General features: G+C 65.2%; 18 protein-coding genes and 1 tRNA gene. 5 read left to right on the forward strand and 14 right to left on the reverse strand.

All coding sequences use genetic code 11. The annotated features are described in order from the left end of the window. Nucleotides 1-449 precede the first annotated feature (449 nt). The 8 genes from rplL to ACQR0W_RS25045 all read right to left on the reverse strand — a co-directional run bounded on the left by rplL (nt 450) and on the right by ACQR0W_RS25045 (nt 9717). Nucleotides 450-827, reverse strand: coding sequence for a 50S ribosomal protein L7/L12 (gene rplL, locus ACQR0W_RS25010; protein WP_172108050.1), 378 nt, complete (start codon nt 825-827; stop codon nt 450-452). A 60-nt stretch (nt 828-887) separates the two neighbouring features. Beyond that, a complete protein-coding gene (rplJ, locus tag ACQR0W_RS25015; protein WP_008963452.1) occupies nt 888-1406 on the reverse strand; it encodes a 50S ribosomal protein L10 in 519 nt (172 codons plus the stop codon). Nucleotides 1407-2119: 713 nt separating this feature from the next. Beyond that, nucleotides 2120-2767 (reverse strand): Isoquinoline 1-oxidoreductase subunit, encoded by a 648-nt coding sequence (locus ACQR0W_RS25020; protein ID WP_315714570.1) that lies wholly within the window; start codon nt 2765-2767, stop codon nt 2120-2122. Then, nucleotides 2764-4947, reverse strand: coding sequence for a xanthine dehydrogenase family protein molybdopterin-binding subunit (locus ACQR0W_RS25025; protein WP_316171206.1), 2184 nt, complete (start codon nt 4945-4947; stop codon nt 2764-2766). The genes ACQR0W_RS25020 and ACQR0W_RS25025 overlap by 4 nt, the downstream gene beginning before the upstream one ends. Nucleotides 4948-4949: 2 nt before the next feature. Beyond that, nucleotides 4950-5414: a (2Fe-2S)-binding protein gene (locus ACQR0W_RS25030; RefSeq protein WP_316171205.1), complete on the reverse strand. Its 465-nt coding sequence runs from the start codon at nt 5412-5414 to the stop codon at nt 4950-4952. A 174-nt stretch (nt 5415-5588) separates the two neighbouring features. Beyond that, nucleotides 5589-6539 carry a 2-hydroxyacid dehydrogenase gene (locus tag ACQR0W_RS25035; protein ID WP_316171204.1) on the reverse strand — a complete coding sequence of 317 codons (951 nt, stop codon included), beginning with the start codon at nt 6537-6539 and terminating at the stop codon, nt 5589-5591. A 35-nt stretch (nt 6540-6574) separates the two neighbouring features. Continuing rightward, on the reverse strand, nt 6575-8287 hold the full coding sequence (locus ACQR0W_RS25040; RefSeq protein WP_315714574.1) for a bifunctional protein-serine/threonine kinase/phosphatase: 1713 nt from the start codon (nt 8285-8287) through the stop codon (nt 6575-6577). Between the two features lie 38 nt (nt 8288-8325). Then, nucleotides 8326-9717, reverse strand: a complete 1392-nt coding sequence (locus ACQR0W_RS25045) for a nitrate/nitrite transporter (protein WP_316171203.1) — start codon at nt 9715-9717, stop codon at nt 8326-8328. 469 nt (nt 9718-10186) lie between these two features. Between ACQR0W_RS25045 and nirB the strand changes: the two genes are divergently transcribed. From nirB to ACQR0W_RS25060, 3 genes are read left to right on the forward strand one after another with little or no spacing between them, the layout of a single operon-like run. Further along, nucleotides 10187-12646 (forward strand): nitrite reductase large subunit NirB, encoded by a 2460-nt coding sequence (nirB, locus tag ACQR0W_RS25050; protein WP_316171202.1) that lies wholly within the window; start codon nt 10187-10189, stop codon nt 12644-12646. Then, nucleotides 12643-12969, forward strand: coding sequence for a nitrite reductase small subunit NirD (nirD, locus tag ACQR0W_RS25055; RefSeq protein WP_315749607.1), 327 nt, complete (start codon nt 12643-12645; stop codon nt 12967-12969). Before nirB ends, nirD begins: the two co-directional genes overlap by 4 nt. Before the next feature lie 10 nt (nt 12970-12979). After that, nucleotides 12980-15664, forward strand: coding sequence for a nitrate reductase (locus tag ACQR0W_RS25060; RefSeq protein WP_316171201.1), 2685 nt, complete (start codon nt 12980-12982; stop codon nt 15662-15664). Between the two features lie 131 nt (nt 15665-15795). Here the strand turns inward: ACQR0W_RS25060 and rplA are convergent, their stop codons facing one another. From rplA to secE, 4 genes are all read right to left on the reverse strand, one after another. Then, nucleotides 15796-16488 carry a 50S ribosomal protein L1 gene (gene rplA / locus ACQR0W_RS25065; protein ID WP_315714579.1) on the reverse strand — a complete coding sequence of 231 codons (693 nt, stop codon included), beginning with the start codon at nt 16486-16488 and terminating at the stop codon, nt 15796-15798. 6 nt (nt 16489-16494) lie between these two features. Beyond that, complete coding sequence (rplK, locus tag ACQR0W_RS25070; protein WP_012045056.1) at nt 16495-16923, reverse strand: 50S ribosomal protein L11; 429 nt, start codon at nt 16921-16923, stop codon at nt 16495-16497. A gap of 235 nt (nt 16924-17158) precedes the next feature. Continuing rightward, the gene (gene nusG, locus ACQR0W_RS25075) at nt 17159-17716 is read right to left on the reverse strand and encodes a transcription termination/antitermination protein NusG (protein WP_284423110.1); all 558 of its coding nucleotides are present in this window, start codon (nt 17714-17716) and stop codon (nt 17159-17161) included. Next, nucleotides 17716-17907, reverse strand: coding sequence for a preprotein translocase subunit SecE (gene secE, locus ACQR0W_RS25080; RefSeq protein WP_006611822.1), 192 nt, complete (start codon nt 17905-17907; stop codon nt 17716-17718). The genes nusG and secE overlap by 1 nt, the downstream gene beginning before the upstream one ends. Nucleotides 17908-18332: 425 nt before the next feature. Between secE and ACQR0W_RS25085 the strand changes: the two genes are divergently transcribed. Then, nucleotides 18333-19574, forward strand: a complete 1242-nt coding sequence (locus ACQR0W_RS25085) for an ABC transporter substrate-binding protein (protein ID WP_316171200.1) — start codon at nt 18333-18335, stop codon at nt 19572-19574. A gap of 89 nt (nt 19575-19663) precedes the next feature. Here the strand turns inward: ACQR0W_RS25085 and ACQR0W_RS25090 are convergent. Then, a tRNA-Trp gene (locus ACQR0W_RS25090) sits at nt 19664-19739 on the reverse strand. A 150-nt stretch (nt 19740-19889) separates the two neighbouring features. Here ACQR0W_RS25090 and ACQR0W_RS25095 point away from each other — a divergent pair. Then, entirely contained in the window at nt 19890-21125 is a 1236-nt protein-coding gene (locus ACQR0W_RS25095; protein WP_316171199.1) for a serine hydrolase domain-containing protein, read from the forward strand. Nucleotides 21126-21212: 87 nt separating this feature from the next. On the opposite strand, the gene ACQR0W_RS25100 is transcribed toward ACQR0W_RS25095, so the two are convergent. Then, nucleotides 21213-21980, reverse strand: a complete 768-nt coding sequence (locus tag ACQR0W_RS25100; RefSeq protein WP_315714582.1) for an SDR family NAD(P)-dependent oxidoreductase — start codon at nt 21978-21980, stop codon at nt 21213-21215. Between the last annotated feature and the right edge of the window lie 158 nt (nt 21981-22138).

A 22138-nucleotide genomic window follows, 5' to 3' on the forward strand; every position in this document is an offset into this window, starting at 1 on the left:
GCCCAGAGCCGGAACGGAAATGTCCCAGATCTGTTCTTCAGACCAGCAAAACGCAAAACGACGCGCGAGGCGCGAGGACGCACCCGCTCGTCACAACCATCTCGTCACGGACTGCAAAAGCCCGAAATTGCCTATCTCCCAACGGCTTACGGACGGAGACGCCACTCCACCGATCAACCGGCTTTTCGTGCTGCCGACCCAATATGGGTTGACAATAATCGAGATTCGAGAGCGAAGCCCCCAAATCTCCACACTTTTCCGTGTTCGGCCCACAACGGACGGTTCCGTTGCACGCCTTTTGCAGTGATTCCGAGCCGCGCCCAATACCCCTGCAAAACTCCTTGTCCACATGATGACCGGGCGATGTTACCACCCGGTCATCATAATCTGTCGAAAGCCCCGGACCCGCCCATGGCAGCCCGGGGATTTCGTTCGCGCAATCGAAGCGATTACTTGAGCTCGATCTTGGCGCCGGCCTTCTCGAGCTGAGCCTTGATCTTCTCGGCCTCGTCCTTGTTGACGCCTTCCTTGACCGGCTTCGGAGCGCCCTCGACCAGGTCCTTGGCTTCCTTCAGGCCCAGGCCGGTGATGGCGCGGACTTCCTTGATGACCTCGATCTTCTTGTCGCCGGCCGAAGCCAGGACAACGGTGAACTCGGTCTTCTCTTCCGCCGGAGCGGCAGCGGCGCCACCAGCGCCCGGAGCGGCGACGGCCACGGCGGCCGCGGCGGACACGCCCCACTTCTCTTCCAGGAGCTTCGCGAGCTCAGCAGCCTCGAGAACGGTGAGGGCCGAGAGGTCGTCGACGATCTTCTGCAGGTCAGCCATTGATGTAGTCCTTTAGTGTGGTTCGGTTCGAAACCAGGTTGTGAGTGTTTGCGAAGGGCGTCAGGCCGCTTCGCCCTTTGAGGCATGAGCCTGAATGACGCGCGCGACCTTGGCCGCGGGAGCGTTGGCGAGCTGGGCCAGCTTGGTCGCCGGAGCCTGGATCAGGCCGACGAGCTTGCCGCGCAGTTCGTCCAGCGACGGCAGCGAGGCCAGAGCCTTCACGCTGTCGACATTCAGGACGGTTGAGCCCATCGAGCCGCCGAGAATGACGAACTTTTCGTTCGCCTTGGCGAATTCGATGGCAACCTTGGGCGCCGCGACAGGATCGTTCGAAGTTGCGATCACGGTCGGCCCCTTCAACAGGGGACCGATGCCGACGACGTCCGTGCCTTCAAGAGCAATTTTGGCGAGACGGTTCTTCGAGACCTTCACCGATGCGCCAGCCTGCTTCATCTGCTTGCGCAGGTTCTGCATCTGAGCCACGGTGAGGCCGGAATAGTGAGCGACGACGGCAACGCCCGTGGTCTTGAAGACCTCGTGCAGCTGCTCGACCGCCTCTTTTTTTGCCGCTCGTTCCACAGCAAGCTCTCTCCGGTTGGCGGCCTTCGCCCGAAAGCGGGACCGCCGGGTTGCACCCGCCGTCCCACCAAACCTGACCTCCGGACGGAAGAACCCGAGGACACGAAAGGCAAAACGGCGATGAATAGCCTGCCCTTCCGAAAGCCCTGAGAGCCCGCGGAGTGTCGAGGTTCGAACCAAACCTGCATGCCACCACGACAAAGGCAGTGGACATGCCGAAATCCGGTCTTCACCCGTCTATGCAGGCTGGATGATTAAGCCATTGAGGAAACTGGATTTCCGCGCCGGCGCCTGCAGTCTCGGACAGGATTCGGAGTGATCGGCGAACCGACCTCCCCTGCGGCATTCGAGAGCAGAAAGATCCTTCTTCCTTCCGAGAAATCCAAACGGATATCCTCAAAAGGAATGCTGGCTCCTCTCAACTTTCGGAATGCGCGCACAGGCGCGCCAGCAACAGCCGGCCCGCCTGGAAGCCGGTTCTTTAACGAGTCCATTGCGACTTGCCAAGACCCCAAGAGCAAAAATCGCACCAGTTGGGCCATGCCGTGGAGCCGGGTGGGAGCCCCGTCGCCCGGATGAGCGACAGCCGGCGCGCGGGACGCGCGTCGGCGATAGCGACATGCGGGGTCTCACGTGCTCTGCCGGAAACCCCGGATGTCGGCAGCGCTCATCAGGGCCACGGGGCATTGCACGCGCAGGGGCACAATCCCGCCTCAGCCCTTCGGACAGGCCGCTCCGGCGTCGGCCCAGGCCTTGATCAGCTCGCCGAACTGCTTCTGGGTTCCCGGGGCCGGGGTCCGCCCAGCTCCCGGATTCCAGCCCCAGCCGACCAGCTCATCCTCAGCCATATGGTGAATCAGCTGCGCCATGGTCTTGCCGCCGTTGCGATTTGGATCCTTGATCTGTGCGCAGATCTGGCCGAGCGACTTGCCCTGCCAAGCCATCTCGATCGGGGCCAGCTGCCACTTGGGATTACCGGGCACGCGCGCCGCGTCGAAATTGGCCTCGTGGTGGCAGGTCGTGCAGGCGAGCCCGCCGGGCGCACCCATGCCAGCCTCGCCGCGGACCACCAGCGGCTGATGCGGAATCATCCTGTCGGTCTGGGTCGGCCGGTCGCCGGCCGGGTGGCAGTTCATGCATCGCGGCGACTGCAGCACCTTGCCGGCCTCTTCGAACAGCGCCACGGCGCGCTCGTCCTTGCTCTTGATCCTGGCGAAGTCCGCCACCGGCTTGAGCCCGCCGGCGACGTGCGTGGCCTCGGGCGCCGCATCGGCGCGCCGCAGTGCCGGCAGGGCTACGATCGCAACCGCAGCCAGGCTGCCAGCGAGCAGCGCCATCGTCGCCGTTCTGAACGGGCTCATGCGGTGTCTCCCGGCCGGATCGGCAGTTGGGTCGGGCGCGGCAGACCCAGCCTGGCCATGGCGTTGGCGACGGCAGGTCCCAGCGGCGGCACGCCGGGCTCGCCGACTCCCGAGGGTTTCTCGGTCGACGGCACGATCGCAACCTCGATCTGCGGCATCTCGTGGATGCGCAGCGAGCGGTAGGTGTCGAAATTGCCCGACACCGGTCGTCCCTCGTCGAGCGGCTGCTGCGCATAGAGGATGTGGCCGAGCGCAAAGCCGATGCCGCCCTCCATCTGGGCGCGGATGATGTCGGGATTGACTGCGACGCCGCAGTCGACAGCGCACCACACCTTGTGCACGACCGGTCCGTCGGCCCCCATCGACAGCTCGACCACCTGGGCGACGTAGGTGTTGAAGCTCTCGACCACGGCAACGCCGCGGGCGCGGCCCGCCTCGAGCTTGGCGCCCTTCCAGTCCGCGAGCTCGGCGACCGCCTTGAGCACACCGGCGTGACGCGGCTTGTCGGCCATCATCGCCAGTCGTCCCTCCACAGGATCCTGGCCGGCGGCTTCGAGCAACTGATCGACGAACGCCTCGACGGCGTAGCCAGTATGGGTGTGGCCGACCGAGCGCCACCACAGCACGGGCACGCCGACATCGACCTGATGCAGGTCGCAGCGGAAATTCGGCACCTGGTAAGGGATCTCGTTGGAGCCCTCATAGGCCGTCGAATCGAGGCCGTTCTTCATGGTCATCGCCTCAAACGGCGAGCCCTTCATGATCGACTGCCCGACGATCGTATCCGACCACGCCACGATCTTGCCGTCGCGGACCACACCGCGCATTCGGTGCAGGCTGAATGGTCGGTAGTAGCCGCCGCGCATGTCATCCTCACGGGTCCACACCAGCTTGACCGGACGTCCCGGCCCGATCGCCTTGGCGACCTGCGCCAGCTCCATGGCGACGTGGGTCGACTGCTGCGCCCGCCGGCCGAAGCTGCCGCCGGCGAGAATCGTCTTGAGATCGACTTTGGCGATGTCGAGCCCAAGCACCTGCGCGATCACGGCGTGATCAGGCGTCGGAAACTGGCTGCCATAGCGCGCCGAGGCGGTATCGCCCTTCCAGTGAATGAAGGCGTTGATTGGCTCCATCGGCGCATGGGCCAGATAGGGAAAGACGAACTCGGTCTCGATCAGCTTGCCGCCCTTGGCGATCTCGGCGTCAACGTCGCCCTCCTGCTTCACCAGGGCGCCCTGCTTCTTCGCACGGGCGCGAAACTCCTCCAGCAGTTGCGCCGTGCCGCGCGTCTCCGCCTTGCTGTCGTCCCAGGTGATCTTGAGAAGGTCACGTGCCGTCTTCGCCGGCCAGAACCCCTCGGCATAGACGGCTACACCGTTCGGCACCTCCTTGACGTCGACCACTCCCGACACGGCCTTGGCCGCCGACGCGTCGAACGACGCCACCGTGCCGCCGAACCGCGGCGAGCGCGCCACCAGAACGGTCAACGTCCCCGGATCCTTGATGTCGAGCGTGTACTCGGCCGAGCCGTTCGACTTCGCCACGCTGTCGAGCCGGGTCACCGCGCCTTCCTTGCCGATCAGCTTGAAGGCGGAGGGATCCTTGAGCTGCGGGTTCGCCGGCACCGGCTGCTGCATCGCCTTGGCGGCCAGCGCGCCGAAGCCGCTCTGCTTGCCGGACGGATGCTTGATGAGGCCCTTCTCGACCGTGATCTCCTCGGCCGGGACCTTCCATTCGTCGGCGGCCGCGGCCACCAGCATCGCGCGCGCGGCGGCGCCGACCTTGCGCATCTGCTCGTAGGAATTGGCGATTGCGCTGGAGCCGCCGGTACCCTGCACCCCGAACAGCAGGTTTTTGTAGAGCACCGGATTCGAGGGCGCATGATCGGCGCGCATCTGCGACCAATCGGCATCGAGCTCCTCGGCCACCAGCGTGGCCATGCCGGTGAACGGGCCCTGCCCGAACTCGATGTGCTTGCAGAGAACGGTGACAGTGTCGTCCTGGCCGATCACCAGAAACGTGTTCGGCGCGATGTTGACGGACTTGGCCGCGGCGCCATCCTGCGCGTAAGCGACACCGCTGCGGGCGAGATACGTGGCAAGCACCAAACCTGCGCCTGCTTTCAGCAGCGAACGCCGGGACAATGCGGTTGAGGCAGCGGGCTTCACATGTGCATTCATGGTCAACCCTCCAGCGACTTGGCCGCGGAATGGATCGCGGCGCGGATGCGGACATAGGTCGCACAGCGGCAGATGTTGCCGTTCATTGCCAGGTCGATGTCCTGATCGGTCGGCTTGGGGTTAAGACCGAGCAGCGCAGCAGCGCTCATGACCTGCCCCGATTGGCAGTAGCCGCATTGCGGCACATCGTGCGCCGCCCAGGCCTTCTGCACGGCGACGGCTTCCTTGCTGGTCAGCCCCTCGATCGTGGTCACCTCGCTTTTTCCGACCGCCGAGACGGGCAACGAGCAGGAGCGCACGGTCTGGCCATCGACATGGACGGTGCAGGCGCCACACTGCGCGACGCCGCAGCCATACTTCGTACCGGTCAGCCCGACATTGTCACGGATGGCCCAGAGCAAGGGAGTTCCGGGATCGACATCGACCTGATGCTCGCGCCCGTTGATCTTCAATGTGAACGCCGCCATTGCCGCCCTCGCTATCCATCGTTCGAAGAGCAAGAGTTAGAAGCATTCGATAATGGTTCGCAACTCACAGAGATGTGCAGTGCATCGAAAAATTTCTGCGCGGGGACGGAACGTTCTATAGCCGATGCAAAATCGCTCACGATTACGCTACCGCGGTCCCGCAAGGCGAGACAGCTACTTCACCTGATAAGGCAACGTCTCGCCTGCAAAGAACGCCGCGAGGTTGGCGACCACGCAGGCCTGCATGGCGACGTGCGACTCCCTGGCGTTGCCACCGATATGCGGGGTCACCGCCACGTTTGGCAGCGTGGTCAGCTCATCCGGCGCATGCGGCTCGGTCTCGAACACGTCGAGACCGGCGCCAGCGATGGTGCCGTCCTTCAGCGCCGCCAGCAGCGCCCGCTCGTCGATGACGGAACCGCGCGAGATGTTGACGACATGGCCGTCGGGACCGAGCTTCTTCAGCAGCTCAGCGTTGATGACGTGCGTGGTCTCGGCGCTGGCACGGACCGCGATCATCAGCACGGTGCACCATTCGGCGAGCGCATCGAGGCTCGGGAGGTACTGATACGGCAGATCGTCGTAGCGGGTGCGGTTGAAATAGCCGACCTCAGTCTCGAACGCCGCGACCCGGGCGGCGATCTTGCGGCCGATCTCGCCCATGCCGTAGACGCCGACCTTGCAGCCGACGAGGCTCGGCGGCGGCTTCATCAGCGGCGACGGTTTTGCGGACGCCCAGCCCCCGTCGCGGACATAGGCGTCTGCCACCGTCAGCCGCCGCGTGCTCGCCAGCATCAGCATCACAGCGACGTCCGCGACCGCCGCGGCATTGGCGCCCGGGCTGTGGCCGACGGCGACGTTACGCGCCGCGGCCGCCTTCAGGTCGACGCCGTCGTAACCGGTGCCATAGCAGACGATGGCCCCGAGCGCCGGGAGCCTGTCCATGTCGGCAGCCCCCAGCGGCGTGCCGCCGGCCGTGATCAGCGCCCGGATCCGCGCGACCTCGTCCGCCGGAAACACCTCGTGCGCCGGCTTGCCGCCGCTGTCGAGCAGCTCGAAGCGATCGGCGAAGCGCTGGGTCAGCGACTTCGGCAGGCGGGAATAGATCAGGACCTTCTCGGGCATCGGGATTACCTATTCGGGCGGTCGCACGTCGCCACTCAGTGTCGCGTCAGCAGGCTCAGCAGAATGATGATGATGATGAATTGAAGCGCGCAGAGCATCCTCCAGAACAACAGCGGATTGCGGTCGTGAAGCGAGCGACGCTTGGCGATCGCCGGACCCGCCCATGACGCACCGTTCTCCAACTCGTGGGCGAATTCGATGGCATCACCGTAACGCTGTGCAGGATCGACGTTCAACGCCTTTCCGATCACGGCGTCGAGCCAGGCCGGCAGTTCCGGCCGGTAGCGTGAAATCGGCACCGGTTTGCCGAAGCGCGGGCGCGAGAACGGCTCGATCTCGCCGAACGGATAAGAGCGCGTGAACATGCGGTAGACGGTGACGCCGAGGGCGAACAGGTCGGACGCTTCGTCACCCGGCTTACCGGCGAACAGCTCCGGCGCCATGTAGCTCGGGGTCCCCGGAATATCCTCGGCCGGAAAGTCCTCGAACCGCGGCACGCGCGCGACCCCGAGATCGATCAGGCGCAAGCCGCCGTTCTCGAGCAGGATCACGTTGTCCGGCTTGATGTCGCGATGGATGATGCCGGCCCGGTGCAACGCCACCACCGCGCGCACGAGCTTGGTCGCGATCGCGGTGCCCTCCGCAAGCGACAATCGGGGCGGCCGGTTCAGACGCTGCTCGAGCGTCTCCCCCGCGTAGAATGGCATTGCCGAATAGAGCCGGGTCTGGCGCTCGACGGGAAGCTCGATGATCTCGCCGATCCAGATGCTGCGCACACGTGCAGCGACCCAGGCTTCGCGAATGAACGCCAGGCGGAACGAACCTTCGCTCGCGACGCGCGGATGCGGAAATTTCAGGACGACCTCCCTGTCACCCTGCCCCGCGTCGATCGCCTTGAACAGCCGGGAGTAGCGGCCATCGGACAGGAGTTCGCCAAGCCGGAATCCGTCGATCACGTCACCGGGCGAAGGCAGCTCGCCGATCGGCAGGGACGAGATCGAACCGGTGAGCTCGTCGCGGTCAGCGGGCGGAAGATCGACGACGTCGAGCACCAGCGCCGTCGAATTGTCATTGCTGCCGGCCGCGAGCGCGGCGGCGACGATCCCGCGCGCGGAATCGTCCGGGGGCGTGCGCTCGGCGAGGATCTCCTGAAGGCGCGAATCCGGCAGGATGCCGTGGATGCCGTCGCTGCAGATCAGAAACCGGTCGTGCTGACGCATGCCGAGCGTCGTGTAGTCGAAGCGGGCGAACTGCTCGAAACCGATGCCCCGGTTGAGGACGTGGGCAAGGTCAGCGCGGCCCGCGACATGGTCGGTCGTCAGACGCTCGAGGCGCCCTTCGCTCAGGCGGTAGACGCGAGTGTCCCCGACGTGGACGACGTGGCAGGTTCGCCGCGACAGCACCACCGCGGAGAAGGCGCAGCTCATTCCATGCAACTCGGGGTCGACGCGGCCCTGCGCATGGATCCAGCTGTTGATGGCTTCCAGCGCACGCGCGGCTCGGCTTCGCACGCCCGCCGTCTCGGGCAGAGAATGATAGGCATCGATGAAGCCGCGGACGGCGAGCTCCGCCGCCTCGCGCCCACCCTTGTGGCCGCCGACGCCGTCGGCGACGGCGGCGACGATATCGCGATCCGTCGCCCCCTGCAGGCCAAGGCGGGCGCCGACGTAATCCTCATTGTTCGGTCGCTTGCCGGTCTCGCTAGCGAAGCCGACGCGAACCTGAAGATTGCGATGCGCGCCGGCCACGCCTGAACACCTTGCCTATGGAGCGACGGCGCGTCGGGTCAGACGCGCGCGCCGGAAACGGCGCCCCACGTGGTGCGCCAACGGACCTTGACCATGGCAAGTCCGACGAAACCGAGCAATGCCAGCAAACCAAAGAACAGGAAGCCGGCCCCGAATCCGCCGGTCATTCCCTTGGCCGTGCCGAGCGCCTGGGCGAGGAAGAATCCGCCGATGCCGCCTGCGCAGCCGACGAGACCGGTCATCAGGCCGATCTCGTGGCGGAAGCGCAGCGGAATGAGCTGGAACACCGCGCCGTTGCCCATCCCGAGCGCGAGCACGCCGACCGAGAACAACAGCACCGAAATCCACGCAATGCGTGGCATGTTCATGAGCTCCCAGCCCGCCTGGGTCGGCGCAGCCGGCCCTTCCGGCATGAAGGCGATCACGACATAGGCGGCGACCACAATGCCAAACAGGATCGAGAGCGACCGGATGCCACCGATCCGGTCCGCAATGAGACCGCCCACCGGCCGGAAGCCGGAGCCGAAAGCGACGATCAGCGCCACCAGCAATCCGGCCGCCACTCCGGAGACATGATACTGCACCGAGAAGTACAGCGGCAGGGCGTTGGCGAGGCCGACGAAGCCGCCGAAGGTGATGAAGTAGAAGAACATGAACCAGCGGCTGTCGGGATCGCGCAGCAGGCCGCCATAGGCCTTGAGCGAGACCGGCTTGCGTTCACCGGGCGCATCCTTCGCGGCGACGATGTAGTAGATCAGGACCATGACCATCGGGATGAGCAGCACCCCGAAAACGGCCTGCCAGCCCCAATGTTCGGCGATGGTCGGCGCGAGCAGCGTGTCGAGCACGACGCCCATGTTTCCGGCCCCTGCGATCCCCATCACGATGCCCTGATACTGCGGCGGATACCAGCGGCTGGCCTGAGGCAGCGCGACGGCGAACGAGGCGCCGCCGATGCCGAGCACGACGCCGAACAGCTCGACGGCCAGCTTGCTGGGGAGTCCGAAATAGGCAACGCAGGCGGTCGCCGTCATGACCACCAGCTGCGCGATCACGCCCGTGCGCTTGGCGCCGATGATGTCGGCCAGAATGCCCATGGGAACACGCAGCAGCGCGCCTGCCAGCACGGGGATCGCGACCAGCGTGAACTTTTCGTTGACCGCAAGATTCATGTCGCGGGCGACATAGACGATCAGCGGTCCGAGTGCGACCCAGGCCATGAAGCTGATGTCGAAATAGAGGAAAGCAGCCAGCAGTGTCGGCCAATGACCGGCCTTCTTGAAGTCGTCGAGCTTCATGGTCTCAAACCTCGTGACGCAGGCGCGCGCGAGCAGGCTCGGCAGGAGCTGCGTAAAGGGGACAAATTGTCGGGTGAGTTGAGCGGCGGTCTCGTCGTTGAGATACGCCTGGTCCTGCCCGCCTTTCAGCAAGTTTCGCACCAACTTTGGTGATTCACGTTTTTCTCAACCCGTACCGGCGCTTGGGACTTCGAAGCCGCAGTTCTACGGATCGCTGATGCTCAACATGAACGCAGAGCCCGCCTGCACCGCGCGCACAGTGATGGCTTTTTGAGCGCCCGCCGAAGCCGACGCGATCGGTACTCGAACGGCAGGGCCTCCATCGAGGATGCACATAATCTGATCTGCCGCGGCTACTATTTGAGCGCAGGTGTCGCCAGCGGCGCGCGCAAGCGGCGGCTCAACCCTTGAATTACCGCGATTTCCGGCGACGACCCGAATGGCACGAGATTTGAATTAGTTGGCTCGCGACCGTCATTGGCGACGATCAGCTCTGCCCGCAGTTGGGCCTCCCCCAAAATTCAAACATGACCACAGCGACCGATGGGCCGATGCCCGTTCGCGTCGCCGCTGGATGTCGCTGGCATTCGAAAGGCAGACCATGCTCGACAAGACGATCAAGCAGAAACTGGTGGTGATCGGCAACGGCATGGCCGGCATTCGCACGGTGGAGGCACTGCTGGAACGGGCGCCTGATCTCTACGACATCAGCGTCTTCGGCGCCGAGCCCTACGGCAACTACAACCGCATCCTGCTGTCGCCGGTGCTCGCGGGCGAGAAGACCGTCGACGACATCATGCTGAACACGGAGCAGTGGTACGAGGACAACCAGATCACCCTGCGCAAGGGCGAGACGGTCACGATGATCGACCGCCGGAGCTGCGAGGTGGTCACCGAAACTGGCGAACGCTATCCTTATGATCGGTTGCTGATCGCGACCGGCTCGAGCCCGATCGTTCTTCCGGTCCCCGGCGCCGCCCTGCCCGGCGTCATCGGCTTCCGCGACATCAAGGACGTCGAGCACATGGTCGAAGCCTCGACGCGACATCGCCACGCGGTCGTGATCGGCGGCGGCCTGCTCGGCCTCGAAGCCGCCAATGGTCTGATGAAGCGCGGCATGAAGGTCACGGTCGTGCATCTTCTCGACACGCTGATGGAGCGCCAGCTCGACCCGGTCGCCGGCGGCATGCTGCGCAAATCGCTGGAGGAGCGCGGGCTGGAGTTCAAGATGCCGGCGCAGACGCAGGCCATCCTCGGCGAAACGCACGTCACCGGCGTCCGCTTCACCGACGGCACCGAGGCCGCGGCCGATCTCGTGGTGATGGCCGTGGGCATCCGTCCCAATATCGAACTGGCAAAGAAGGCCGGGCTGTACTGCGAGCGAGGCATCGTGGTCTCCGATACGATGCAGACCTATGACGGTCGCATCTACGCCGTCGGCGAATGCGTGCAGCACCGCCGTCAGACCTATGGTCTGGTGGCGCCGCTGTTCGACCAGGCGAAGGTCTGCGCCAATCATCTGGCAATGAAGGGATTCGCCACCTATGACGGATCAGTGGTCTCGACCAAGCTGAAAGTCACGGGCATCGACCTGTTCTCGGCCGGCGACTTCGCGCCGGGACCCGACAAGGAGGAGATCGTCCTGCAGGATGCCAATCGCGGCGTCTACAAGCGGATCATCCTGCGCGACAAGAAGATCGTGGGCACCGTGCTGTACGGCGACACCATCGACGGGCCCTGGTATTTCCAGCACATGCGCGACGGCACCGATGTCTCCCACATGCGCGAACGTCTGGTGTTCGGCTCGGCGCATCTCGGCGACGGTGGCCACGGCGGACAGAACTCGGTTGCCGCCATGAGCGACGAGGCCGAAATCTGCGGCTGCAACGGAGTCTGCAAGGGCGCGATCGTCAAGGCGATCAGCGAAAAGAAGCTGTTCACGCTCGACGACGTGCGCGCCCATACCAAGGCGTCGTCCTCATGCGGCTCGTGCACCGGCCTGGTCGAGCAGGTGCTGGCGTTCACGCTCGGCGGCGACTACTCGGCGGCGCCCAAGGTGAAGCCGGTCTGCGCCTGCACCGACCACAGCCATGACGACGTCCGGCGCGTCATCATCGAACAGCAACTGAAGTCGATCCCCGCTGTCATGCGATTCATGGACTGGAAGACGCCGAACGGCTGCCATTCCTGCCGGCCCGCCTTGAACTACTATCTGCTCGCGACCTGGCCCGGCGAGTATCGCGACGACCAGCAATCCCGCTTCATCAACGAGCGCGTTCACGCCAACATCCAGAAGGACGGCACCTACTCCGTGGTGCCGCGGATGTGGGGCGGCGTGACCACGCCCGGCGAATTGCGCGCGATCGCCGACGTCGCCGACAAGTTCAACATCCCGACCGTCAAGGTGACCGGCGGACAGCGTATCGATCTGCTCGGGGTGAAGAAGGAAGATTTGCCGGCGGTATGGGCCGATCTCAACGACGCGGGTATGGTCTCCGGCCACGCCTATGCCAAGGGTCTGCGCACCGTGAAGACCTGCGTCGGGTCGGAATGGTGCCGCTTCGGCACCCAGGACTCCACCGGCCTCGGCATCAAGATCGAGAAGTTCATGTGGGGATCATGGACGCCCGCGAAGGTGAAGCTCGCCGTCTCCGGTTGCCCGCGCAACTGCGCGGAATCGACCTGCAAAGATGTCGGAGTGATCTGCGTCGATTCAGGCTACGAGATCCATTTTGCGGGCGCCGCCGGCCTGCACATCAAGGGCACGGAATTCCTGACCAAGACCGCGACCGAGGACGAGGCGCTCGAGATCATCGTCGCGCTGACCCAGCTCTATCGCGAGCAGGGCTGGTACCTGGAACGGATGTACAAATGGTGCGACCGCGTCGGCTTCGACAACATCCACAAGCAGGTGGTCGAGGACGTCAAGAACCGCAAGGCGCTGTTTGAACGCTTCGCTTATTCGCAGCAATTCTCGCAGAGCGATCCATGGGCGGCGCGCGCCCGTCGCGGCGTCGATCGCAACGAGTTTACGCCGATGGCCGAATTGGAGCTCGCATGACCACCTGGTTTCAAGTCGGCCCGCTCGACGACATTCCCCCGCTCGGCTCGCGCGTCGTGCGCACGCCGCGCGGCAACATCGCGGTCTTCCGCACCGATGGTGACGAAGTCTTTGCGCTGGACGATCGCTGTCCGCACAAGCAAGGCCCCTTGTCGCAGGGCATCGTCCACAACCGCCGTGTGACCTGCCCGCTGCACAATTTCGTCATCGAGCTCGCGACCGGACAGGCCGTGGCACCCGACCAGGGCTGCACGCCATCCTATCCCGCGAAAGTCGAGGATGGCGTGGTATGGCTGTCCCTGCAGCAGACGGCCGCGGCCTGAACGGTATCGCATGAGCGTCAGGACGACATGCCCCTATTGCGGCGTCGGTTGCGGCGTCGTCGCCGATCGGGACGGCTCAGGGACCATCAGCGTCCGAGGCGATCCGCAGCATCCCGCCAATCTCGGCCGGCTGTGTGGCAAGGGATCGGCGCTGGCGGAAACGATCGATCTCGGGGGACGTCTGCTCGAGCCGGTCGTGAACGGACGGGCAGCCGGCTGGGATGAGGCGCTCGACCTCGTCGCGAGCCGTTTCACCGAAATCATCCGCGACCATGGACCGGATGCCGTCGCATTCTATGTTTCGGGGCAGTTGCTGACCGAGGACTATTACGTCGTCAACAAGCTCGCCAAGGGCTTCGTCGGGACCGCGAACATCGACACCAATTCGCGCCTGTGCATGGCGTCGAGCGTCGCGGGCCACAAGCGCGCGTTCGGCAGCGACACCGTTCCGGGCTGCTACGAGGACCTTGAGCAGGCCGGCCTGCTGGTCCTGGTCGGCTCCAACGCCGCGTGGTGCCATCCGGTGCTGCACCAGCGCATGCTGGCGGCCAAGGAGCACAATCCCGGCTGCCGTATCGTCGTTGTCGATCCGCGGAGGACCGCGACCTGCGAAGGCGCCGACCTGCATTTGCCGCTGCGTTCCGGAAGTGACGCGGTGTTGTTCAACGGCCTGCTCGCCTATCTCGCACGCGGCGGCTATGCGGACGACGGCTTTGTCAGTGAGGTCACCAGCGGCGTTGAATCGGCGCTGCAGGTCGCCGGCCGGCAGACAGTCGCCGAGACCGCGGCGGCCTGCGGGCTGAGCGAGGGCGCGGTCGAGCTGTTCTTTTCATGGTTCGCGAAGACGGAGCGCGTTGTCACGCTCTATTCCCAGGGCGTCAATCAGTCGAGCAGCGGGGTCGACAAGGTCAATGCGATCATCAACTGCCATCTCCTGACTGGCCGTATCGGCCGTCCCGGCATGGGACCGTTCTCGCTGACCGGCCAGCCCAACGCGATGGGGGGCCGCGAGGTGGGCGGCCTGGCCAACCAGCTCGCCGCGCATCTCGATATCGAGAATGCCGAGCACCGCGAGCTGGTGAAGCGATTCTGGCGGTCACCGGTGGTCGCGCCAAAAGCGGGGCTGAAGGCGGTCGAGATGTTCGATGCGATTGCCGATGGCCGCATCAAGGCAGTTTGGATCATGTCGACCAACCCCGTGGTCAGTCTTCCCGACGCCGATCGGGTTCGTGCCGCGCTGGATCGCTGCGCGTTCGTGGTGGCGTCCGATTGCATGCACGACACCGACACCAACCGGCATGCCGACGTCCTGTTGCCCGCGCTCGCCTGGGGCGAGAAGGACGGCACCGTGACCAATTCGGAGCGCCGGATCTCACGGCAGCGGGCGTTCCTGCCCGCACCAGGCTCGGCGCGTGCCGATTGGCGCATCATCTGCGACGTCGCGCAGCGGATGGGGTTTGCCGGTTTCGACTATGGCAGCGCCGCCGAGATCTTTCGCGAGCACGCGGCACTGTCCGGCTTCGAGAACAATGGCACGCGCGATTTCGACATCTCGGCCCTGAGCACGCTCGACGGCCGCGCCTATGAGGCGCTGGCGCCGATCCAGTGGCCCGTGACGCGGGACTTTCCGACCGGCACGGCGCGGATGTTCGAGAATCGGCAATTCTTCACCGGGGATCGCAGAGCCCGTTTCGTGGCCGTCACGCCGCGACCGGCGCGGAACGCCACCAGCCGTGACTATCCGCTGGTCCTGAACACCGGGCGCATTCGCGACCAGTGGCACACTATGACGCGGACGGGAAAATCCGCGCGGCTGCTCGCGCACGTCTTCGAGCCTTGCGCCGAATTCCACCCGGAGGATGCGCGCCTGGCCGGTCTGGAGAACGAGGCGCTGGTGCGGCTTACGAGCCCCTGGGGCAAGATGGTGGCGCGCGTCGCGATCTCGACCGAGCAGCGGCGGGGCTGCGTGTTCGTTCCGATGCATTGGAACGAGGAGTTCGCCGGCGCTGGCCGTGTCAACGCGCTGGTCAATCCCGCGACTGATCCGCTGTCGGGTCAGCCCGAGTCCAAGCATACGCCGGTGAAGGCGGAGCCCTATGCGCCGAACTGGCACGTCTTCATCCTGAGCCGGCAGGAGATCCGCCGTCCGCCATGCGAGTACTGGGTGCAGGGCAAGGTCGGAGCGTGTTTCCGGCTCGAGCTTGCCTTCGACCAGCGGCCTGCGAGTTGGCGCGAGTGGGCCGCCGAACAGCTTGGGATCGCTGGAACGGAGATCGATTGGATTGCGTATCGCGACCCGGCCGCCGGCCGGTTCCGCTACGCAGGCGTATCGGATGGCCGGCTGCAGGGCTGCGTCTTCGTCGCGCCCGACCAGCGGCTGGGATCGCGGTCGTGGCTGATCGGCCTGTTTGCCGAGCAGCGGCTGTCACCGAACGCCCGCAACGCCCTGCTCGCGGGCCAGCCATTGGCGGCCGCCGACGACATCGGTGCGGTCATCTGCTCCTGTTTCGGCATTGGTCGTAACCAGATCTCGTCGGCGATCCAGAACGGCGCAGGGAGCGTCGAGGCCGTCGGCCAACGTCTGAAGGCCGGGACCAATTGCGGCGCCTGCAAGCCCGAGATCGGCAAGCTGCTGGCGGCTGCGAGGCCCAGCATGCGATCCGAGGCCCGGACATCCGAAGGCGCCCGGGGCTGAGCCTCGTTGTGTTTGCGCCGGCCCGGCTGCAATTTTGCAGCGGGCGTGCCGCTCACTTGGGGTGCGGAAATGCGAAGGGCGGGATCGATTGCCGATCCCGCCCCACTGAATGCTGACGATGTCCGAAGGTGTTACGCGAGCAAGGTGCCCGGCTCGACCTTGACGCCCGGGCCCATGGTCGACGACACCGCGACGCGCTGGACGTAGGTGCCCTTGGCGCCGGCCGGCTTGGCCTTCACCACCGCATCCGCCAGCGCCTTGATGTTCTCGACCAGCTTGTCCTCGGCGAACGAGGCCTTGCCGACGCCGGCCTGGATGATGCCGGCCTTCTCGACGCGGAACTCGACCGAGCCGCCCTTGGCGCCCTTGACGGCGCCAGTGACGTCCATGGTCACGGTGCCGATCTTCGGATTCGGCATCATGCCGCGCGGACCGAGCACCTTACCGAGACGGCCGACCAGCGGCATCATGTCGGGGGTGGCGATACAGCGGTCGAAGTCGATATTGCCGTTCTGCACCTTCTCGACCAGGTCCTCCGCGCCGACCACGTCGGCGCCGGCGGCCTTGGCTTCCTCGGCCTTCGCGCCGCGGGCGAACACGCCGACGCGGAGCGTACGGCCGGTGCCGTTCGGCAGCGTGACGACGCCACGGACCATCTGGTCGGCGTGGCGCGGATCGACGCCGAGGTTGATCGAGACCTCGATGGTCTCGTCGAACTTCGACACGGCCCGCTCCTTGATCATCTTGATCGCGTCAGCAAGCGGGTAGAGCTTGGTGCGATCGATGCCCTCGCGGGCCTTCTTCAAACGCTTTCCGAGTGCCATGGCGCCTTACCCCGCAACTTCCAGACCCATCGAGCGGGCGGAGCCCTCGACCATCTTCATGGCCGACTCGATCGAGTCGCAATTCAGGTCCTTCATCTTCTTCTCGGCGATCTCGCGCACCTGCGCCTTGGTCACCTTGCCGGCCTTGTCGCGACCCGGGGCCTTGGAGCCCGACTGGATCTTGGCGGCCTGCTTGAGGAAGTAGGACATCGGCGGGGTCTTCATCTCGAAGGTGAAGGACCGGTCCGCATAGATGGTGATGACCACCGGGATCGGGGTGTTCTTCTCTTCCTTCTGGGTCTGGGCGTTGAACGCCTTGCAGAACTCCATGATGTTGAGACCGCGCTGACCGAGCGCCGGACCGATCGGCGGCGACGGATTGGCCGCGCCGGCCGGAACCTGAAGCTTCAGGTAACCGGTTACTTTCTTTGCCATTATGACTCTCCAATGCGTTCGCGATTCTGCCTGATGCGAACGCAACGCCTTGGGGCGACAAAACCCGTCAGGCGAGGTTTGGGACCGTGGTCCGGCGCGCTTGGCCCGGCTGGCAAAGCCGGTCACGCCTCCCACGAACGAAATCGCCCCCCGTTCGGGGAGCGAAGCGCGCCCGATACACGAGATCGGACGAAAAGGAAAGCCCGGGACGCCGAGAGAGCCGGCAGCCCGGCCCTTAACCGACGATCTTCTCGACCTGGTTGAATTCCAGTTCGACCGGCGTCGCACGGCCGAAGATCGACACCGCGACCTTGACGCGCGAGCGGGCCTCGTCGATTTCCTCGACCACGCCGGAGAACGAGGCGAACGGGCCGTCGGCGACGCGGACGTTCTCGCCGATCTCGAACGACACCGAGGATTTCGGCCGCTCCACGCCTTCCTGCATCTGGTTCAGGATGCGCATCGCCTCGCCTTCGGAGATCGGCATCGGCTTGTTCTCGGCGCCGAGGAAGCCGGTCACCTTGGGCGTGTTCTTGATCAGGTGGAACGCCTCGTCGGTCAGCTTCATCTTCACCAGCACGTAGCCAGGGAAGAACTTGCGCTCGGCGTCGATCTTGCGGCCGCGGCGCACCTCGGTGACCTTCTCGATCGGCACCAGCACCTGCTCGAACAGGTCCTCGAGATTGCGCTGCTTGGCCTGCTCGCGGATCGATTCCGCGACCTTCTTCTCGAAGTTCGAATAGGCGTGGACGATGTACCAGCGCTTGTCGGAGCTTTGCGTTGCGGTTGCCATCAGTGGATGCCCAGCACGAGGGTGATGAGATAACGGATGATCTGATCGGCGGCGAAGAAGAACACCGAGGCCAGCGCCACCATCACGAACACCATGATCGTGGTGATGGTGACCTCGCGACGGCTCGGCCACGAGACCTTGGCGGTCTCCGAGCGCACTTCCTGCAGGAATTTGAACGGGCTGGTAGCCATCGTCAGGGGTCCGCGTCCGTCATCGGACGATTGAAGAGTTGACTGGGAAAACCGAACAGCCGTCCGTGGCCCACCCTCTTGTCGGAGAGATGAGCCGAATCCACGGGCTCGCTTGTTCGGGGAGTGAAAAGCCGCGCCGGATATCCGCTTTTGTCGCGGGCCGGCTGCAGGTTGCCAAGATATCTACTGTCCGGCCGGCCAAAGGTCAAGATATGGGCATGCCGGGCGTCGGCGGTCATTCCCGTGGCAGGCCCCCGCCAGGCTCGCAACAACGCGGTTTTTCGTGTCGCGGCAGGCCATTTCCGCACCACGGCAGGTTGAGCAGTTGCCGCGACGAAATGCCCGCGGTGGAGCGGTTCCTGCTCTTGCCGGGCCTGCGGCGCCCGCTCATTCTCGTCCGCACGAGAACAATCCGGAGGAAACCCATGACCTTTGCCCCGCGCAAGGGACGGACGCGCCTTGCCGCCGTCAGCCTTGCTGCTCTCGGTCTTGCCGCTCTCGCCCTCACCGCCGTCCCTGCCTGTGCCCAGGCCCAAGCCCCGCTCAAGATCGGCGTGCTCGGCGACTTCTCGTCGGTCTATTCGGACATTGGCGGCCAGGGCAATCTCGAGGCGACCAAGCTCGCGGTCGAGGCGTTCGGCGGCAGCATGTTCGGCAAGCCGATCGAGGTCATCAGCGCCGCCCCGCAGAACAAGGCCGACATCGCCGCCGCGATCGTGCGCAAATGGTACGAGAACGAGGCCGTCGACATGGTGATCGACATGCCGACCTCGGCCACCGCGCTGGCCGGCATGGAGATGTCGAAGCAGTTCGAGAAGCTGATGATCGTGACGGATGCCGCGAGCTCCGACATCACCGGCAAGTCCTGCTCGCCCTACACCGTGCACTGGACCTACGACACTTATGGAAACGCGCACACGGTCGGCAGCGCGATCGTCAAGAACGGCGGCAATACCTGGTTCTTCATCACCGCCGATTATCTGTTCGGCCATTCGATCGAACGCGACACCGGCGACGTCGTGCGCGCCGCCGGCGGCACGGTGGTCGGCAGCGCCCGGCATCCTCTCAACAACCAGGACTTCTCGTCCTTCCTGCTGCAGGCGCAGGCCAGTAAGGCCAAGATCATCGGCATGGCCAACGGCGGTGGCGACACCATCAACACCATCAAGCAGGCCGCCGAGTTCGGCATCGTCGCCGGCGGCCAGAACCTCGCCGGCATCGTGATGTTCATCTCCGACATCCACAGCCTCGGCCTGAAGCTGGCGCAGGGGCTGATCATCACCGAGGCCTATTACTGGGACCTCAACGACCGCACCCGCGCCTTCGGCAAGAAGTTCTTCGAGCGCATGAAGCGGATGCCGACCATGAACCAGGCCGCGACCTACAGCGCCACCCTGCACTATCTTAATGCCGTCAAGGCCGCCGGCACCCGCGACACCAAGCCGGTGCTCGCGAAGATGCGCGAGACCCCGGTGCGTGACGCCTTCACCGACAACGGCATCCTGCGCGAGGACGGCCGCATGGTGCACTCGATGTTCCTGTTCGAGGTGAAGAAGCCCGAAGAGTCGAAGGGCCCGTGGGACTATTACAAGGTGCTGGCGGAGGTGCCCGGCGACCAGGTGTTCCGGCCGCTGAAGGACGGCAACTGCCCTTATGTGAAACAATAAGAGGTCGCCGAAATGCATTCGGGGCTCGCGCGCTGCGGGCCCCGACCTCACCTGTCTCGTCCATTTTTGGCTTAAGTGCTTGATCTCGCTGGCAGGAGTGGAGAGGCTCGAACTCCCAACCCCCGGTTTTGGAGACCGGTGCTCTACCAATTGAGCTACACTCCTAGCGAGCCGGGACAGTGTCGCCGGTTCGCGCGCTTTGAAGCATAGACCTCCCCCCGAATGCAAGGGTGCAATGGGGCAAATCGACTGGTCAGACCACAACTTCCGCGCCAGACTTGATGCAAACCGACAACAGGACTTCAGGGAGAGCCCATGACCCCGCCGACTGCCGCATCCAGCGCGCACCTTTCCGCGCTCCGCTCGCTGACGCCGCCGCTGCCGGATGACCGCCCCGAGGCGCTGGGCCTGTCCCAGGCGCGGCTGCAGCGAGCTTCGGATGCGTTCAAGCGCGAGGCCGACAAGGGAACCATCCCCGGAGCCACCCTGCTGGTCGGCCGCCGCGGCCGGATCGGCTGGTTCGACGCCATCGGCCGGCAAGCGCCCGACGCCGACACGCCGATGCGGCCGGATTCGATCTTCCGCATCTTCTCGATGACCAAGCCGATCGTCTCGCTCGGGATCATGATGCTGGTCGAGGACGGCGAGCTGTTGCTGTCCGACCCGGTCGCCAAGTTCATCCCGGAATTCGGCGAGCAGAAAGTGGGCGTCGAGACCGGCGGCAAGCTGGAGCTTGTCCCGGTCGCCCAGCCGATGACGGTCCAGGACCTGCTGCGCCACACCTCGGGCTTGGCGTATGAGCACACCGGCACCGGGTCGGTGCACCAGCTCTACCAGCAATCGCGGGTGCGCAGCCGCAAGATCACCAATGCCGAGCACGCGACGATCGTCGCCGGCCTGCCGCTGATCTGCCAGCCGGGCGCCGAGTTCAACTATAGCCGCTCGACCGACATCCTCGGGCGCATCATCGAGGTCGTCTCGGGCCAAACGCTCGGCCCCTTCCTCTCCGAGCGCATCCTCGAGCCGCTCGGCATGAAGGAGACCGGCTTCTCCACCGCCGAGGCGAATGCTGGCCGGCTGGCCGAGCCGTTCGCCAAGGACCCGTGGACCGGCGAGGCGGTCAACCTGTTCAAGATGACCGAGCAGCCGCTGATGGAATCCGGCGGCGGCGGGTTGGTGGCGACCACGATGGACTACGCCCGGTTCTGCGCGATGCTGCTCGGCAAGGGCAGCCTCGACGGCACCCGGCTGGTCGGCCGCAAGACGCTGGAGCTGATGGCGTCGGACCATCTCGGTCCCCATGTGAAGACGCAGGGCACGCTGCTGTCGCCCGGTCACGGCTTCGGCCTCGGCTTCGCGGTGCGCCGCGAGGCCGGCATCGCCCCCTTCCCCGGCTCGCCCGGCACCTTCTTCTGGAGCGGCATCGCCGGCACATTCTTCTGGATCGATCCGAAGGAGGAGCTGTTCTGCGTGTTCATGGCGCAGGCCCCTGGGCAGCGCGACTATCTGCGCACGCTGGTGCGCGACGTGGTGTACGCGGCGGTGGAATGAGGGCGGCGCGCAGCAAATGCTGTCGTCCCGGCGGACGACAGTTGAGAGTGTGGCGGCATCATCGCGCACCACACCCGTATGTCCCCCTCAACTGATCGTCGCGCCGCCGTCGATCACCATGGTCTGGCCGGTCATGAAGTTGCCCGCGGCGGAGCCCAGGAAGACCGCGGCGCCGGCGATCTCGTCGGGGATGCCGATGCGGAGCAGCGGCGAGCGCGCGGTCGAGGCCTTGAGGTTCTCCGGATTGTCCCACAGCGCTTTGGCGAAATCGGTCTTGATCAGGCCGGGCGCGATGCAGTTCACGCGCACATTGTGCGGGCCGTATTCGCAGGCGAGGTTGCGCGCGAGCTGCATGTCGGCAGCCTTGGAGATCGCGTAGGCACCGAGGATGGTCGAGCCCTTCAGACCGCCGATCGACGACACGATGATGATCGAGCCGTCCTTGCGCGCGATCATCTGCGGCACGACCATGCTGATCAGCCAGTTGTTGGCGACGATGTTGTTGTCGAGGATCTTGCGGAACTGATCGTCGGAGATGCCGGCGAGCGGCCCGTAGTAAGGATTCGACGCCGCGTTGCAGACCAGCACGTCGATCTTGCCGTAGATGCGGTTGGCCTCGTCGACGAGGTTCTGCAGGTTCTCCTTGCTGGAGATGTTGGCGGCGACTGCCGCCGCCGTGCCTGCACCGAAGCGGTCATTGATCTCGCGCGCCACCTGGTCGCAGACATCGGCCTTGCGCGAGGAGATCACCACCTTGGCGCCGTGCTCGGCCATGCGCTCGGCAATGGCGAGCCCGATGCCACGCGTGGATCCGGTGATGACGGCGACCTTGCCGGTCATGTCGAACAGGGTCATGGGGAGTTCCTCCTACTTATTTGGCTGTTGTCGGTTTCGAAATTGGCACGGCGACGTCCACGAGACTTTTCCGCGGTGCCAGTGACTGCGCCCTCTCCCACAAGGGAAGAGGGTGCACTGCCCGTGTGGCGGGCGAGATTTTTGAACGACGCGCATAG

Source organism: Bradyrhizobium sp. HKCCYLRH1034 (genome assembly GCF_051168375.1).
In the GTDB taxonomy this organism is placed as follows: domain Bacteria; phylum Pseudomonadota; class Alphaproteobacteria; order Rhizobiales; family Xanthobacteraceae; genus Bradyrhizobium.

What these genes read in the sequence shown, in the direction of transcription:
- ACQR0W_RS25020 (WP_315714570.1), bottom strand. Translation starts at nt 2,767, where the DNA reads ATGAGCCCGTTCAGAACGGCGACGATGGCGCTGCTCGCTGGCAGCCTG.
- ACQR0W_RS25085 (WP_316171200.1), top strand. Translation starts at nt 18,333, where the DNA reads ATGACCTTTGCCCCGCGCAAGGGACGGACGCGCCTTGCCGCCGTCAGC.
- rplA (WP_315714579.1), bottom strand. Translation starts at nt 16,488, where the DNA reads ATGGCACTCGGAAAGCGTTTGAAGAAGGCCCGCGAGGGCATCGATCGC.
- ACQR0W_RS25030 (WP_316171205.1), bottom strand. Translation starts at nt 5,414, where the DNA reads ATGGCGGCGTTCACATTGAAGATCAACGGGCGCGAGCATCAGGTCGAT.
- ACQR0W_RS25025 (WP_316171206.1), bottom strand. Translation starts at nt 4,947, where the DNA reads ATGAATGCACATGTGAAGCCCGCTGCCTCAACCGCATTGTCCCGGCGT.
- nirD (WP_315749607.1), top strand. Translation starts at nt 12,643, where the DNA reads ATGACCACCTGGTTTCAAGTCGGCCCGCTCGACGACATTCCCCCGCTC.
- ACQR0W_RS25095 (WP_316171199.1), top strand. Translation starts at nt 19,890, where the DNA reads ATGACCCCGCCGACTGCCGCATCCAGCGCGCACCTTTCCGCGCTCCGC.
- rplK (WP_012045056.1), bottom strand. Translation starts at nt 16,923, where the DNA reads ATGGCAAAGAAAGTAACCGGTTACCTGAAGCTTCAGGTTCCGGCCGGC.
- rplL (WP_172108050.1), bottom strand. Translation starts at nt 827, where the DNA reads ATGGCTGACCTGCAGAAGATCGTCGACGACCTCTCGGCCCTCACCGTT.
- nirB (WP_316171202.1), top strand. Translation starts at nt 10,187, where the DNA reads ATGCTCGACAAGACGATCAAGCAGAAACTGGTGGTGATCGGCAACGGC.
- ACQR0W_RS25100 (WP_315714582.1), bottom strand. Translation starts at nt 21,980, where the DNA reads ATGACCCTGTTCGACATGACCGGCAAGGTCGCCGTCATCACCGGATCC.
- ACQR0W_RS25060 (WP_316171201.1), top strand. Translation starts at nt 12,980, where the DNA reads ATGAGCGTCAGGACGACATGCCCCTATTGCGGCGTCGGTTGCGGCGTC.
- secE (WP_006611822.1), bottom strand. Translation starts at nt 17,907, where the DNA reads ATGGCTACCAGCCCGTTCAAATTCCTGCAGGAAGTGCGCTCGGAGACC.
- ACQR0W_RS25035 (WP_316171204.1), bottom strand. Translation starts at nt 6,539, where the DNA reads ATGCCCGAGAAGGTCCTGATCTATTCCCGCCTGCCGAAGTCGCTGACC.
- nusG (WP_284423110.1), bottom strand. Translation starts at nt 17,716, where the DNA reads ATGGCAACCGCAACGCAAAGCTCCGACAAGCGCTGGTACATCGTCCAC.